The following is a 15,178-nucleotide window of genomic DNA, read 5'->3' as shown; positions in this document are numbered from 1 at the left end:
CCCCACGCCCCTCACCAACCTGGTGCAATTGCTGCTCATCTTCCTCCTCCCCGCGGGCCTCACGCACACCTACGGGAAGATGACCGGCGACACGAAGCAGGGCTGGGTCCTCTTCGCCGCCATGTCCGTCCTCTTCCTCGGGGGCGCCGCCGCAAGCTACGCCGCCGAATCCCAGTCCAACCCCGCCCTCGCGTCCGCCCAGGTCGTCCAGGACGGGAACCTGGAGGGCAAGGAGGCGAGATTCGGCGTCGCGGCCTCCGCGCTGTTCGCCACCGTCACCACCGACGCGTCGTGCGGCGCGGTCAATGCCATGCACGACAGCTTCACCGCGCTGGGCGGGCTGGTGCCGCTCGTCAACATGCAGCTCGGCGAGGTCATCTTCGGGGGCGTGGGGGCCGGCCTGTACGGCATCCTCGTGATGGCGGTGCTCGCGGTGTTCATCGCCGGCCTGATGGTGGGCCGCACGCCGGAGTTCCTGGGCAAGAAGATCGAGGCGCGCGAGATGAAGCTCGCGATGCTGTACGTGCTCATCTTCCCGCTGGTCATCCTGGGCCTGTCCGCGGTGGGCGTCGTGCTCCCGCAGGGGACGTCGTCCCTCAACAACGCCGGGCCGCACGGCCTGTCGGAAATCCTGTATGCGTTCACCAGCGGCGTCGCCAACAACGGCAGCGCCTTCGCTGGCCTCAACGCCAACACCCCGTTCTGGAACGTCAGCCTGGGCATGTCGATGCTCGCGGGCCGTTTCCTGATGATGGTGCCGGTGCTGGCGCTGGCGGGTTCGCTCGTGGGCAAGAAGGTCGTGGCCCCCGGGCCCGGCACCTTCCCCACTGAAGGCGTCCTCTTCACGGGCCTGCTTGTGAGCGTCGTCCTCATCGTGGGCGCGCTGACGTTCTTCCCCGCGCTGTCACTCGGTCCCATCGTCGAGCACTTCCTCGGCGCGGCCGGAAAGGTGTACTGACCATGGCCCCCGCTTCCAGGCAGGCGTCGCTGCTGGACCCGACGCTGCTCAAGCCCGCCGTGTGGGAGAGCTTCAAGAAGCTCCACCCGCGCGACGTGGCCCGCAACCCGGTGATGTTCGTGGTCTGGGCCGGCAGCCTCCTCACCACCGTGTTCGTCTTCAAGGACGCGGTGTCGCCCCGGGGCGACGGCGCCCCGCTGTGGTTCACCGTGTCGGTGATGTTGTGGCTGTGGTTCACCGTCCTCTTCGCCAACTTCGCCGAAGCCGTGGCGGAAGGTCGCGGCAAGGCCCAGGCGAGCGCCCTGCGCCGGATGCGTCAGGACACCCAGGCCCGCCGGCTGAAGGACGACGGAAGCGAGGAGCGCGTGGGCGCGCCTGCCTTGCGCAAGGGCGATCGCGTGGTGTGCGAGGTGGGCGACGTCATCCCCGGCGACGGCGACGTGGTGGAGGGCATCGCCAGCGTGGACGAGTCCGCCGTCACCGGCGAGTCCGCCCCCGTCATCCGCGAGTCCGGTGGCGACCGCTCCGCCGTGACGGGCGGCACCAAGGTGCTGTCCGACCGCATCGTCATCCGCATCAGCGTGGACCCGGGCGAGTCGTTCCTCGACCGGATGATTGGACTGGTGGAGGGCGCGGCCCGGCAGAAGACGCCCAACGAAATCGCCCTGCACATCCTGCTGGTGGGCCTGACGCTGGTGTTCCTGCTGGCGTGCGTGACGCTGGTGCCGCTGGCGCTCTACTCCGGCGTACCGCTGTCCGGCACGGCGGTGGTGGCGCTGCTCGTGTGCCTCATCCCCACGACCATCGGCGGGCTGCTGAGCGCCATTGGCATCGCGGGCATGGACCGGCTGCTGCGCAAGAACGTGCTCGCGCTCAGTGGCCGCGCGGTGGAGGCGGCGGGGGACGTGGACACGTTGCTGCTCGACAAGACGGGCACCATCACCCTGGGCAACCGCATGGCCACGGAGCTGCTCCCGATGCCCGGCGTGCGCATGGAGGAGCTGGCGGAGGCCGCGCAGCTCGCGAGCCTCGCGGATGAAACGCCCGAGGGCCGCTCCGTCGTCACGCTGGTGAAGGACACCTACAAGATGCGTCCGAGGGAGCTGCGCGCGCACCAGGCCACCTTCGTGCCCTTCACCGCGCAGACGCGCATGAGCGGCTGCGACCTGGTGGATCCGCACCCGCGCAGCATCCGCAAGGGCGCGGTGGACGCCCTCGTGCGCCACGTGAAGGAGCTGGGCGGCGCCGTGCCGGAGGAGCTGGCCCAGGCGTCGGGCCGCATCGGCGACGCGGGCGGCACGCCGCTGGCCGTGGCCGACGGCGCCCGGGTGCTGGGCATCATCCACCTGAAGGACGTGGTGAAGGGCGGCATCAAGGAGCGGTTCGACCGCTTCCGCGCCATGGGTATCCGCACCGTGATGATCACGGGTGACAACCCGCGCACCGCCGCCGCCATCGCCCGCGAGGCCGGCGTGGACGACTTCCTGGCGGAGGCGACCCCGGAGGCGAAGCTGGCGCTGATCCGCGCGGAGCAAGGCAAGGGCAAGCTCGTGGCGATGACGGGCGACGGCACCAACGACGCGCCCGCGCTGGCCCAGGCGGACGTGGGCGTGGCGATGAACACCGGCACCCAGGCCGCCAAGGAGGCCGGCAACATGGTGGACCTGGACTCCAACCCCACCAAGCTCCTGGAGGTGGTGGAGGTGGGCAAGCAGCTGCTGATGACGCGCGGCACGCTGACGACGTTCTCCATCGCGAACGACGTGGCCAAGTACTTCGCCATCCTGCCGGCGCTGTTCATGGGCGTCTTCCCTCAGATTGCCCCGCTCAACGTGATGGGGCTGACGTCACCGTTCAGCGCCATCCTGTCCGCCGTCATCTTCAACGCGCTCATCATCGTGGCGCTCATCCCGCTGGCGCTGAAGGGCGTGCGCTACCGCCCGCTGGGCGCGGCGGCGCTCCTGCGTCGCAGCCTGCTCCTCTACGGGGTGGGCGGCGTCATCGTCCCGTTCGTGGGCATCAAGGTCATCGACGTGCTGCTCACCACCGTGGGCCTGGCCTGACCTGAAAGGAATTGGCACACCATGGTTTCCACTCTCCTCACCGCCCTGCGCGCCAGCGTCGTCACGCTGGTCCTCACGGGCGTGATGTACCCGCTGGTCGTCACCGGCGTGGCGCAGGTGCTGTTCCCCCACGAAGCCAACGGGTCGCTCGCGAAGGACGACCAGGGCCGCGAGGTGGGCAGCACGCTCATCGGCCAGGGCTTCACGAGGCCCGGCTACTTCCAGCCGCGCCCCTCCGCCGCCGGCGCGGGCTACGACGCGGCGGCATCCAGCGGCAGCAACCTGGGGCCCACCTCCCAGAAGCTCCGGGACCGCGCGGTGGCGGACGCGGACCGGCTGCGCCGCGAGAACCCCGAGGCCCCCGGTCCCGTGCCGGGCGAGCTGGTGACGGCGTCCGCGTCCGGATTGGATCCGCACGTGTCGCCGGAGTCCGCGCTGTGGCAGGTTCCTCGCGTGGCGCGGGCGCGCGGGGTGGACCCGGCGCGTGTGCGCACCCTGGTGGCATCGCAGGTGGAAGGCAGGACGTTTGGCGTGCTGGGCGAACCCCGGGTGAACGTGCTCACGTTGAACCTCGCGATGGACCGACAGTTCGGCGGACCCGTTCCCCCCTCCGCGGCGGAAGCCGCGGGCCCCTGAGGAAGACCCTGGCATGACGACGCGGCGCCCTCGCGCGGAAGACTTCCTGGAGCTGGTGGAGCGCGGCCGGCGGGGCCGGCTGAAGCTCTACATCGGCTTCGCGGCCGGCGTGGGCAAGACGTTCCGCATGCTGGAGGAGGCGCACGCGCTCAAGCTGCGCGGCGTGGACGTGGTGCTGGGCTTCATCGAGACGCATGGCCGGCCGGAGACGGAGGCGCTGGTGGCGGGGCTGGAGCTCGTGCCCCGCCAGCGCAGCACCTACCGCGACGTCACGGTGGAGGAGATGGACCTGGACGCCGTCCTCGCGCGCAGGCCGCAGGTGGCCGTCGTGGACGAGCTGGCCCACACCAACCTGCCCGTGTGCCGCAACCGCAAGCGCTATCAAGACGTGCAGGAGCTGCTGGCCGCGGGCATCAACGTCATTGGCGCCTTCAACGTGCAGCACCTGGAGAGCCTCAACGACCTGGTGGAGCGCAACACCGGCGTCACCGTCCGGGAGACCCTGCCCGACAGCTTCCTCAAGAACGCCGACCAGGTGGTGAACCTGGACCTCGCGGTGGAGGACCTGCACGAGCGGCTCAAGGCGGGAAAAATCTATGCGCCCGACAAGGTGCCGCATGCCCTGGAGCGCTTCTTCACCGGCGACAACCTCTCCACCCTGCGTGAGCTGGCGCTGCGCGAGGTGGCGGAGAGCCTGGACCGTGCCACCACCGGCAAGCAGGCCCGCGCGGGCGAGGACCCGTCCCAGAAGGGAGCCGGAGGCGCCTGGGGCCGCGTGCTGGTGGCCCTGTCCAGCCAGCCGCCCCGCGCGGCGACGCTGCTGCGCCGGGGTTCGCGCATGGCGGGCCGCCTCAACACGGACTGGTTCGTGGTGTACGTGGAGACGCCGGGTGAAGCGCCGCACCTCATCGACGCGGAGGCCCAGCGCCACCTGCTGACGAACATCGAGAAGGCAAAGGAGCTGGGCGCGGAGGTGGTGCGCCTGCGCGCGAAGGACCCGGTGGCGGCGCTGCTCGACTTCGGCCGCTCGCACGGCGTGGGCCACATCATCATCGGCCGCTCGACCCAGGCGAAGTGGCGCCAGCGGCTGGGCCTCACCGCGGACGCGCGCCTGCTGCGCGAGGGGGACGGCTTCGACATCCACGTCGTGTCCTTCGAAGCCCCGCACGAGGAGAAGCGCCCATGACGCTGCGCTCCCGCCTGCTCGTGGCCCAGGCGCCGCTGGTGCTGGCGCTCCTGCTGCTGGGCACGATGGCCGTCATCACCCTGGCGCGCGTGGGCCGCTCCGGCCAGCAGGTGCTGGAGGACAACTACCGCAGCGTGCTCGCCACCCAGCGCATCACCGAACACCTGGAGCGCATGGACAGCGCGGCCCTGTTCATCGTCGCGGGCGAGCGCGAGCGGGGTGCGGCCCAGCAGGCCGCGCAGCGCCCCACGCTGGAGTCGGAGCTCGCCACCCAGCTGGGCAACATCACCGAGCCCGGCGAGGCGGAGGCGACGCAGCGGCTGCACGTCGCGTGGACGCGCTACCAGTCCGCGTTCGACGCGTTCCTCCAGGAGCGCGACGCGGAGGCGTCCCGCGCGCGCTACTTCCAATCCCTCTCACCGGCCTTCCAGGATGCGAAGGCGGCCGCGTCCGCCATCCTCGCGCTCAACCAGGACGCGATGGTGCACAAGAGCGACCGGCTGCGCCAGCAGAGCGGACAGGTGAACACGCTGATGGTGCTGGCGGTGGTGGCGGCGCTGGGCTTCGGCCTGTTCTTCACCACGTCGCTGGTGCAGCGGGCGCTGCGGCCGGTGTCGGTGCTGTCGCAGGCGGTGCGCCGGCTGGGGCAGGGCGACGTCGAGGCCCGCGCGGTGGTGGAGGGACGGGATGAGATTGCCCAGCTCGCCCGGGACTTCAACACCATGGCGGAGCGGCTGGGGCAGTACCGGCGCAGCAGCCTGGGCGAATTGCTCCAGGCGCAGGCGGTGTCCCAGGCGGCCATCGACAGCCTGCCGGACCCGGTGCTGGTGCTGGGCGCGGACGGCGGGCTGCTCAACGTGAACGCCGCGGCGGAAGCGGTGCTGCGGCTCAAGCTGGACGCCGGCGGCGACGCGCTGGGCCGCGTGGAGCCAGAGGTGCGCGCGGTGCTGGAGCGCGTGCGTGCGCACGTCGTGGGCGGACGGGGTGCATACCAGCCCCGGGGTTACGAGGAAGCGGTGCGCGTGGAGGCGTCCCCGGAGGGCGGCCGGTGGCTCCTGCCGCGCGGCAGCCCGGTGCATGGTGAGACGGGAGAGGTCGTGGGCGCCACGCTCATCCTCCAGGACGTGACGCGGCTGCGGCGCTTCGACGAATTGAAGAACGACCTGGTGGCCACGGTGGCGCACGAATTCCGCACGCCGCTGACGTCCCTGCGCATGGCCATCCACCTGGTGGCCGAGGGCGTCGTGGGCCCGGTGACGGAGAAGCAGGCGGACCTGCTCTTCGCGGCGCGCGAGGACTGCGAGCGATTGCAGGGCATCGTGGACGACCTGCTGGACCTGTCGCGCATCCAGTCCGGCCAGCTCCAGTTGGACCTGCGCGAGGTGCGCACGGAGGAACTGCTGGAGCACGCGCTGGACGCCCAGCGCACGGTGGCGGAGGACCGGGGCGTGAGGCTGTCCCATTCCCTGTCTCCGGACGTGGAGACGGTGCGCGTGGATCCGGACCGGCTGCAGCTGGTGCTGGGCAACCTCGTGGGCAACGGCGTGAAGCACACGCCCCGGGATGGAGAGGTGGCGGTGCGCGTGCTGCGCGACGGCGCCCTCGTGCGCTTCGAGGTGCGCGACACCGGCGAGGGCATCCCCGTCCAGGAGCAGGCGCGCATCTTCGAGAAGTTCTACCGCGCACCCGGGGCCCCCGCGGGCGGTGCGGGCCTGGGGTTGTCCATCGCGCGCGACATCGTCCAGGCGCACGGCGGTGAGCTGGGCGTGGTGAGCGCCCCCGGCCAGGGCAGCACCTTCTGGTTCACGCTGCCGAGGCCCGCTGGGGACTGACCGACGCCCCTCGCGTCACGGCGGCGGTGCGGACACGGCCAACTGGCGCAGCGCTTCCCGGCGCGCGTCGGAAGCGGAGCGGTCCAGCTCCGTGCTGGACAGGCCGAACGCGCTGGCCTCCATCTTCCGGAGACGGGGATACACGTCCCGCTCCTCCTCCGCGAGGTGGTGCGCCGCCACCGCTTCCAGTTGCCGCACCGTGGCCTCCCTGCGGCGCTGCTCCCAGCGGACGTGCAGCAGCTCGGAGATCAGCTGGGTCATCTCACCGTGCTCCTCCACCGCGAAGTCGATGCGCGGGCCATGGATGACGCTCCGTGCGAGCGGATACACCCAGCGCTCCTCGATGGTGCTGTGCAGCGTGAGTGCCTCGGCCAGTCGCACGCACAGCTCCGGCCGCTCGTCGTCCGGTGCGGCGCGGTAGGCCTCGAAGAGGGCCTCGACGTCGCGGTGCTGCTGGATGAGCAAGTCGATGACGTCCATGCGCCCCCCTGCCAGGGCCCCCGGAGTGGCGGCCCTTCCGCAGGGTCCTCATGCGCACGTGCGGGTGCAATCCTCGCCCGGGGGCCGCGCCCCTGAGCGCCCCGTCCTCCAGGGTCGGGCTGGCGGCCTCACGGCTCCGGCTTCGCGTCCGACTCGTACTTCTTGCGCTTGCGCCACAGCGTGGACGCGTCGATGCCGAGCAGCCGGGCCGCCTCCTCCAGCGTGGGCGTGGAGGCCATGACGCGCAGGATGTGTTCGCGCTCGACGTCTTCGAGCGTGTGCGGCCCGCCCAGGCTCACGCCAGGGCCCACCACGGAGGCGATGCGCTCCGGGAAGGCCTGCGGCTCCACGACGCCCGCGGGCCCCACGATGAGCGCGCGCTCCAGGGCGTTGCGCAGCTCGCGCACGTTGCCCGGCCAGGGGTAGGCGCGCAGCATCGCCTCCGTGGCGGGCGACAGCTCCGGGGCCGGACGCTGCGCGGCCCTCGCGAAGAAGGCGACGAAGCGCCGGGCCAGCGGCAGCAGGTCCTCCGGCCGCTCGCGCAGGGCGGGGAGCTTCACCTCCAGGACGTTCAACCGGTACATCAGGTCCTCGCGGAAGCGGCCGTCCGCCACGTCCTTCTCCAGGTCGCGGTGCGTGGCGGCCACCACGCGCACGTCCGCCTTGCGCGTGCGGCCTTCGCCCAGCCGCTCGAACTGCTTCTCCTGGAGGAAGCGCAACAGCTGCGCCTGGAGGGACGGGCTCATCTCCGCCACCTCGTCCAGGAACAGCGTCCCGCCTTCCGCCTGCTCCACGCGCCCCGGCTGATCCTTCACCGCGCCCGTGAAGGCCCCGCGCGCGTGGCCGAACAGCTCGCTTGCCAGGAGTTGTTCGGACAGGGTGGGGCAGTTGATGGTGACGAAGGGCCGCTTGCGCCGGGCGCTCATCGAATGCAGCGCGCGGGCGAGCACGCCCTTGCCCGTGCCGCTCTCGCCGCGCAGCAGCACCGCCGCGTCGGACGTGGCCGCGCGGGTGATGAAGCCGATGACCGAGTGCATCGCCGGCGACGCTGTCTCCAGCGTGGCCTCCGGCACGGCCTGCGCGAGCTGCCCTTCGAGGTCCCCCAGGTGCGAGGACAGCTCGCGCTGTGCCTTCGAGCGGTCCAGCACGTGGCGGATCTGCGCGGGGGTGAAGGGCTTGGGCAGGTAGTCGCGCGCGCCGCGCTTCACGGCCTCCACGGCGGTGTCGAACGTCGCGTAGGCGGTGATGAGGACGACGTCCAGCGCGGGCGAGTCCGCGAGCAGGCGCGGCAGCAGCTCCAGGCCGGAGGCGTTGCCCAGGCGCAGGTCCACGAACGCCAGGTCCGCCGGCCCCTGGGCGAGCGCGGCCAGAGCGGCCTCTGGCGTCGCGGCCTCGCGCACCTCGCACCCGAAGCCCTCCAGGCACACCCTCAGGGTGTGGCGGATGTTGCGCTCGTCGTCCACCACGAGCACCCGCATGGGGCGCTCCATCGCTTCTGGCCCGGCACGGACTTCCATGGGGCAAGTCTAAGAGCACGCCGGGTGCCGGGCGCGTTCGTCGGGTGCCGGGCGCGCAAAAGGCCCGGGGACGTCCTGCATCGTGCAAGGTCCTGCCCGGATGACGCTTGCAGGGTGCAACCCCGCGCCAGCTGGTGTCTGCTGCGGAGCGGCCGTGCGGCTGGCACGTGCCGTGGATGGAATGGAGCCCATGCGCAACGACGGGACGCCACCGGGTGAAGAAGGGGGCGAGGACAATATCTTCGCGAAGGAGCTGGCGACGCCGCCGGGCCGCTGGGTGCGCCGGGGCACGTGGATCGGCATCGTCCTGATGGTGCTTCTGGGCGTCTTCCTGTGGCTGCAAGGCGGTGAGAACCGCGCGCTGAACGCCATGTCGCCCTCGCAGCGGCAGGCCCTGTTCCAGGAGACGCGCGACGAGTTCCAGGAGCTGTGCCTGTTGCCCGATGGCGGCACCACGCGCTTTCCCAAGCGGTGCGCGCAGCACGCGGACTTCCTCGTCCGCTTCCCCGAGTGCGACGACGCCTGCAAGCAGGAGGCGCAGCCCTTCCTCAAGCGTCCCACGCGCTGAACCGAGAACCCTGGCATGCGCCTTGCCCTGGAGTGGAGGCATGTCTTCGCCTCCACTGCTTCCGTCGTCTCCCCGCAGGGCGTCCGTGAACGGCGGCCTTGCCCGACCCTGGTGGCGAGAGCTGCCCGGCTGGCTGCTGTTGTGGACGCTGGCGGCGGTGGCGCTCGTCAGCACGTGCTCCGACCGGCACGGCGTGCAGGGCCTGACGCCCACGGACCGCGCGGCCCTCTTCCAGCAGACCTGGGACAGCTTCCATTCGCTGTGTGAAGAGAAGGAGGCTTCCGGCTTCACCCGGCGCTGCCGCGAGCAGGCGCGCTTCCTGTTGCTCTTTCCGGAGTGTGACGACGCGTGCCGCGCGCGGCTCATCCCCTGGCGCTGAGGACGCGACGGGCGGCCCACCGCATCCTGCAAGGCGTCACCCCGCAGGATGAAATCCCCCCGAGGGGCGGGGTGGGAAAGGGCCAGGAAGAACGCGGGGATGGACCGCATCCCGGCCGGCACGCGCGATGCTTTGGAGTGGGGTGTCCGGGTGGAAGAACTCCGGCATCCAGGAGTGAAAGTCATGGGGATGGTCGCCATCTTGAAGACGTGGTGCTCCACGGGTCGCGGCATCGGGGCCCGGGGCGAGGGTTCGCTCAAGGCGGTGCGCATGCTGGGGGCCGAGGGACTGGTGGACGCCCGCCGCCGCGCGGGTCAGGCGCTGGAGCGGGCGTGGCGGTGCGACTGCTGCCGCAGCCTGCTGGCGCACGTCTTCGAGCGCGTGGGCTCCACGCTGTTCCTGGACGATGACCCGGAGCTGCTCGCGCAGGCGTTCGAGGACAGCGAGCGCGACCGGTTCAGCGCGCGTGTGCTCGCCGCGTGCATCGTGATGGTGGGCCGCGAGCGCGTCGCCGTCGCCCTCTGAGGCGAACCACGGCGCAGGGCGCGGGCGGGAGACTTCGGAGGCATCAGCGGCCGAGCGGGCCGGGAGGCAGGACCATGCGATGGATGGATTTCCTGGCGGTGGAGGCGATCCGCCCGGCGCTGCAGGCGCGCGACGGCGACTCGCTGCTCTGGGAGCTGGCGGGACTGCTGGCGCCAGAGGCGGGCGTGACGCAGCCGGTGATCGCCGAACACCTGCGGGCGCGCGAGCGTCTGGGCAGCACGGTGATGGAAGGGGGCGTGGCCATCCCCCACTGCCGGGTGGAGGGCGCGCGGGGCATCGTCACCTGCCTGGGATTGCACCGCGGCGGCCTGGCCTTCGGCGAGCCCGAGGACGGCCTGGTGCGCATCTTCGTCGGCATGGTGGCCCCGCCCGACACCGCGGGCCTGCACCTCAACGTGCTGTCGCGCATCGCGGCGTTGCTGCACACCGCGCCGCTGCGGGACGCGCTGCTGCGGACCATGACCGCGGCGGAGGCGCACACCCTCCTGGCCCAGGCCGAGGCCTCCCTCCACCCCCACCCGGTGGACCCTCCGCGCCGCGCCGGCCTTCGCGGCTGAGCGTCCGACCCACGGTCTTCCAGCACCCGGAGCCTCCTGGCCGGGCCGCTGGGATGATCGCGCCGCCATGTGCGCCGGGCCCCTACGTCAGACGTGAGGCGTCCTGCGCGGCAGGTCCCACCTGACAGGGTTGGGTGTCCCCCCCGACCCTTGGGGGCAGGTCAGACCCGTTTCCTGGATATTTCAAGGGTCGCGGGCTTGAGTCGGGGGGAGAGGTGTTGTCTATCCTACGGGCCTCGGTGGAGCCTCGACCGCCGGGGGGGCCCATGCGGGCCGCGGAAGGATGAGCGACAATGACTTGGCGCAGCAGGCCCCGTGGGGCTCCCCGACCGCGCTTCATCGGGATGTGTGACGTGGGGTTGCGAGGGGGTGTGCGATGGCGGTGAGGCTCAAGCAGAAGATGATGGTGCTGCCGGTGGTGGCCGCGGTGTTCCTGGTGGCCATCGTGACGGTGACGGTGGTGCTGGGCGCGCGCACGCGGGGCGTGTCGGAGCGCATCGGCGCGAGCCTGGCCCCGTCGGTGAGCCTGGCGCAGACGGCGCGCGCGGGCTTCGCGGCGCTGCACCAGGACGTGGGCGACGCGGTGGCGTTGCACGCGGTGCAGCAGCATTCGCTGGAGGCGCAGGTCACGGAGCTGCGCTCCGGGCTCAAGGCCCTGAGCGCCCTGCCGGACGTGGACCGCTCCGCGGTGGAGGCGGTGGACGCGGCCTTCACGACCTACTGGCAGGAGGCGTCGCGCGTGGTGGCGCTGGCGGCCCGCAACGACGCGGCGGCGGAGGCGGCGCTCGCGAAGCTGGCGGCGCCGCACAAGACGGTGCACGACGGGCTGGAGGCGGTGACCGCGCAGCAGGAAGCCGCGCAGCGCGAGGCCTTCATGGAGGTGTCGTCGCTGCACGGCACCACGCTGACGTGGGTGCTGCTGCTGTCGGTGGCCTGCATGGCGGCGCTCGCGGCGCTGACGGTGTGGCTGCTGCGGGAAGTGACGCAGCCCCTGGCGCGGCTGACGGAGACGGCGACGCGCATTGCTCGCGATGGTGACCTGACGCAGTCCATCGACACGAGCTCCCAGGATGAGGTGGGCGAGCTGGCACGCAGCATCCAGACGCTGCAGCTGCGGCTGCGCTCGGTGCCGGGCACGCTGCACTCGGTGGTGACGGAGCTGACGGCGGCGGCGTCGCGGCTGAACGCGGCGAGCCACGAGCAGCTCAACTTCCTGACCAACCAGTCGCGCAGCCTCACGGAGGCCAGCTCCACCATCGCGGAGATCGCCCAGACGTCGGGCATGGCGGCCAGCCGCGCGGAGATGGTGCTGAAGGTCGCGGCGCAGGCGGACGCGTTCAGCTCGTCCGGGCAGGTCTCCATCGAGCGGAGCGCGGAAGGGCTGCAGCAGATCCGCCAGCGGGTGGGCGCGCTCGTGGGCAGCATCGGGCACCTGTCCGAGCAGGCCGTGCACGCGGGTGAGATCATCGGCAGCGTGAAGGACCTGGCGGATCAGTCCAACGTGCTGGCGCTGAACGCGGCCATCGAGGCGGCGCGGGCCGGCGAAGAGGGCCGGGGCTTCGCGGTGGTGGCCAAGGAGATGCGGGCGCTCAGCGGGCAGTCGCTCTTGAGCACGCAGCGCATCGGGAAGATCCTCCTGGAGATCAACCAGGCGATCCGCCAGACGGTGGGCATCGCGGAGGGGGACAGCCAGAAGATGGAGGAGGGCATCGAACAGGTGCTCGCCTCGGCGACGACGCTCAAGGACATCACCCAGGTGGTGCAGGAGAGCAGCCAGGCGGCGCGGCAGATCGTCGCCTCCGTCACCCAGCAGAACGCGGGCATCACGCAGATGACGGAAGTGGTGACGCAGCTGTCGGAGATGATGAGCGACGTGGTGATGGCCACCAGCAACGCCGAAGAGGCGGTGGGGCAGATCAACGCCTCGCTGGGCAAGCTCCAGGAGCTGTCCACCTCGTTCCGCGTCTAGCGCTTCCGGCGCGTGACACCCGCGGGCCGTCCCGGATCACCGGGGCGGCCCGTTGTCTTTGGGGTCTTTGAGGCCCTTGGGGGCAGCCTACTCGCCCTGCATCAGGCCGGTGATGCGGCCATCCGGGTGGACGGTGACGCGCCTCGCGGCGGGCTCGCGGGGCAGGCCCGGCATGGTGAGCAGCTCGCCGGTGAGCGCCACCAGGAAGCCCGCGCCCGCGGACAGGCGCACCTCGCGCACCGTCAACGTGAAGCCCCGGGGCCGGCCCGTCTTCGTCGGATCATCCGACAGCGACAGGTGCGTCTTCGCCATGCACACCGGCAGCCCCGCGCCGCCCAGCGCGCGCGCCGTCTCCAGGTCCTTGCGCGCCCCGGGCGTGAAGGCCACGTCGTCCGCGCCGTACACCGTGCGCGCGATGGCGCGGATCTTCTCCTCCGGCGTCTGGTCCAGCGAGTACAGGAAGCGCGGCTTGGGCGGCGCCGCGTCCGTCGCGTCCAGCATGGCGAGCACCGTGTCCGCCAGCTCCAGCGAACCCTCGCCGCCCTTCGTGAAGCCGTCGCACACCGCGATGCCCACGCCCCGCGCCTTCGCGAACGCGCGCAGCTCGTCCAGCTCCGACGCCGGGTCCTGCGGGAAGCGGTTCACGCACAGCACCGCCGGCAGGCCGAACGCGGCCACCGACTCCAGGTGCTTCTCCAGGTGGTCGAAGCCGCGCAGCAGTGCTTCGCGGTCCGGCTCCGCCACCTGCGCGGCCGCCGCTCCGCCGTGGTGCTTGAGCGCGCGCAGCGTCACCACCAGCATCACGCCCCGGGGCCACACGCCCGCGCCGCGGCACTTGATGTCCAGGAACTTCTCCGCGCCCAGGTCGAAGCCGAAGCCGGCTTCCGTCACGACCTCGTCCGCGTACGCCAGCGCCAGGCGCGTGCCCACCACGGAGGAGCAGCCGTGCGCGATGTTGCCGAAGGGCCCCGCGTGGACGATGGCCGGACCGCCCTCGCGCGTCTGGGCGAGGTTGGGCATCAGCGCGTCCTTGAGCAGGGCCACCATGGACGCCGCCGCGTTCACGTCCTTCGCGCGCACGGGCGAGCCGTCCGGCGCCTGCCCCACGACGATGCGCCCCAGCCGCGCCTCCAGGTCCTGGAGGTTCTCCGACAGGGCGAGGATGGCCATCACCTCGCTGGCGGCGGTGATGTCGAAGGACGTCTCGCGCGGCACGCCGTGCGCCTTGCCGCCCAGCCCCACGATGACGTTGCGCAGGAACCGGTCGTTCATGTCCATGGCGCGGCGCCAGCGCACCTTGGTGCCCTCCAGCACCACCGGGTGGCCGTAGTACACGGCGTTGTCCACCAGCGCGGACAGCAGGTTGTGGGCGCTGGTGATGGCGTGCAGGTCGCCGGTGAAGTGCAGGTTGATGTCCGCCGCGGGCTCCAGGCTGGCCACGCCGCCGCCGGTGCCGCCGCCCTTCACCCCGAAGACGGGGCCCAGGGACGGCTCGCGCAGGGCGGCCACCGCCTTGCGGCCCCGCTGGCGCAGGCCCATGGCGAGCGCCACGGACATGGTCGTCTTGCCCTCGCCCGGGGGCGTGGGGTTGATGGCGGAGACCAGGACCATGCGGCCCTGGCGCGAGCTGCGGCCCAGGGCGTCCAGGGACACCTTGGCGCGGTCGCGGCCCCAGGGGAGGACGTCTTCCGGCGCGAGGCCCAGCTCGGCGCCGACTTCGACAATGGGACGGAGCGTCATGGCGCGGGACTCTCCGCGTCCCGCCCGGCGAGGTCAACGCTGGTGACACGCAGGGCAGGCAGGCGCACGGGCGAGGACGGTTCCCCGGGGGGCGTGCGGGTGGGAGGATGGCGGCGAAGGACGCAGCCCGGGAGCGCGGTGGAATAGGCGGCCGGGGCTTTCGTCAGGGAGAGCATCATGAATCGCATTCTCGGCATCGCATCGGTGGGGTTGGCTTCGGTGGCGCTCGGCGTGGCCCTGTGGGGGCCCGGCCGGACGGAGGCTCCGGCGGCGGAAGCGGCGCCCCACGCGCAGGACGCGTCGGCGGACGTCCGGGCGCTCCAGACGCGCGTGAAGGCCCTGGAGGAGACGGTGCAGCTGCTGTCGCGGCGGCTGATGGCCTTCGAGCAGCAGCCCGGAACGGCCCCGGCCGGTGCCGGCCCCGCGCCCGCGGGTCTGGAGGCGGAGGTGGCGAAGCTGCGCGAGGAGGTGCGCGGCGTGATGGTGGGCGAGGCGCTGAGCACCGACAGCGGCAAGGCGACGCTGAAGGAGATGCTGCGCACGGTGCAGGACGAGCAGCGCACCGAGCAGCGCCAGCAGTGGCAGCAGCAGATCGACCAGATGCGGTCGCAGGCGGAGGCGGAGCGCAGCGAGCGCCTCAAGACGTTCATCTCCGACGCGAAGCTCAGCTACAGCCAGGAGCAGGAGCTGACGAAGCAGCTCAAGGCCGAGGACACGAAGCGCCAGGAGTTGATGGCGGGCCTGAAC

Annotated in this window: 14 protein-coding genes; 11 read left to right on the top strand and 3 right to left on the bottom strand. The window is 71.8% G+C overall.

All coding sequences use genetic code 11. The features are described 5' to 3' along the window. The 5 genes from kdpA to D7V97_RS26710 form a co-directional block, all read left to right on the top strand. The coding region (gene kdpA, locus D7V97_RS26730; RefSeq protein ID WP_120613469.1) for a potassium-transporting ATPase subunit KdpA at nucleotides 1-958 on the top strand (958 nt) is incomplete at its 5' end. Between the two features lie 2 nt (nucleotides 959-960). Next, on the top strand, nucleotides 961-3,021 hold the full coding sequence (gene kdpB / locus D7V97_RS26725; RefSeq protein WP_120613468.1) for a potassium-transporting ATPase subunit KdpB: 2,061 nt from the start codon (nucleotides 961-963) through the stop codon (nucleotides 3,019-3,021). A 21-nt stretch (nucleotides 3,022-3,042) separates the two neighbouring features. Next, on the top strand, nucleotides 3,043-3,657 hold the full coding sequence (kdpC, locus tag D7V97_RS26720) for a potassium-transporting ATPase subunit KdpC (protein WP_120613467.1): 615 nt from the start codon (nucleotides 3,043-3,045) through the stop codon (nucleotides 3,655-3,657). A gap of 13 nt (nucleotides 3,658-3,670) precedes the next feature. After that, nucleotides 3,671-4,843 (top strand): sensor protein KdpD, encoded by a 1,173-nt coding sequence (locus tag D7V97_RS26715; protein WP_120613466.1) that lies wholly within the window; start codon nucleotides 3,671-3,673, stop codon nucleotides 4,841-4,843. Beyond that, nucleotides 4,840-6,675, top strand: coding sequence for an ATP-binding protein (locus D7V97_RS26710; RefSeq protein WP_120613465.1), 1,836 nt, complete (start codon nucleotides 4,840-4,842; stop codon nucleotides 6,673-6,675). The genes D7V97_RS26715 and D7V97_RS26710 overlap by 4 nt, the downstream gene beginning before the upstream one ends. 15 nt (nucleotides 6,676-6,690) lie before the next feature. Here the strand turns inward: D7V97_RS26710 and D7V97_RS26705 are convergent, their stop codons facing one another. Then, complete coding sequence (locus tag D7V97_RS26705; protein ID WP_120613464.1) at nucleotides 6,691-7,155, bottom strand: hemerythrin domain-containing protein; 465 nt, start codon at nucleotides 7,153-7,155, stop codon at nucleotides 6,691-6,693. Nucleotides 7,156-7,283: 128 nt separating this feature from the next. Then, a complete protein-coding gene (locus D7V97_RS26700) occupies nucleotides 7,284-8,633 on the bottom strand; it encodes a sigma-54 dependent transcriptional regulator (protein ID WP_199728944.1) in 1,350 nt (449 codons plus the stop codon). Nucleotides 8,634-8,826: 193 nt separating this feature from the next. Here D7V97_RS26700 and D7V97_RS26695 point away from each other — a divergent pair, with 193 nt between their 5' ends. From D7V97_RS26695 to D7V97_RS46660, 5 genes are all read left to right on the top strand, one after another. After that, nucleotides 8,827-9,240, top strand: a complete 414-nt coding sequence (locus D7V97_RS26695; protein ID WP_233583235.1) for a hypothetical protein — start codon at nucleotides 8,827-8,829, stop codon at nucleotides 9,238-9,240. Between the two features lie 40 nt (nucleotides 9,241-9,280). Next, complete coding sequence (locus tag D7V97_RS26690) at nucleotides 9,281-9,619, top strand: hypothetical protein (RefSeq protein WP_147444990.1); 339 nt, start codon at nucleotides 9,281-9,283, stop codon at nucleotides 9,617-9,619. A gap of 183 nt (nucleotides 9,620-9,802) precedes the next feature. After that, nucleotides 9,803-10,144, top strand: coding sequence for a hypothetical protein (locus D7V97_RS26685; protein ID WP_147444989.1), 342 nt, complete (start codon nucleotides 9,803-9,805; stop codon nucleotides 10,142-10,144). A gap of 74 nt (nucleotides 10,145-10,218) precedes the next feature. Next, on the top strand, nucleotides 10,219-10,722 hold the full coding sequence (locus D7V97_RS26680; protein ID WP_120613459.1) for a PTS sugar transporter subunit IIA: 504 nt from the start codon (nucleotides 10,219-10,221) through the stop codon (nucleotides 10,720-10,722). 376 nt (nucleotides 10,723-11,098) lie between these two features. Beyond that, a complete protein-coding gene (locus D7V97_RS46660) occupies nucleotides 11,099-12,691 on the top strand; it encodes a methyl-accepting chemotaxis protein (RefSeq protein WP_120613458.1) in 1,593 nt (530 codons plus the stop codon). A gap of 87 nt (nucleotides 12,692-12,778) precedes the next feature. Here the strand turns inward: D7V97_RS46660 and D7V97_RS26670 are convergent, their stop codons facing one another. Continuing rightward, nucleotides 12,779-14,431, bottom strand: coding sequence for a formate--tetrahydrofolate ligase (locus tag D7V97_RS26670; RefSeq protein WP_120613457.1), 1,653 nt, complete (start codon nucleotides 14,429-14,431; stop codon nucleotides 12,779-12,781). Between the two features lie 177 nt (nucleotides 14,432-14,608). Here D7V97_RS26670 and D7V97_RS26665 point away from each other — a divergent pair. After that, the coding region (locus tag D7V97_RS26665) for a hypothetical protein (protein WP_120613456.1) at nucleotides 14,609-15,178 on the top strand (570 nt) is incomplete at its 3' end.

Source organism: Corallococcus sp. CA053C (assembly GCF_003611675.1).
In the GTDB taxonomy this organism is placed as follows: Bacteria; Myxococcota; Myxococcia; order Myxococcales; family Myxococcaceae; genus Corallococcus.
Note: the sequence above shows the minus strand (reverse complement) of the source record. Positions and strands in the feature narration are given on the sequence as shown.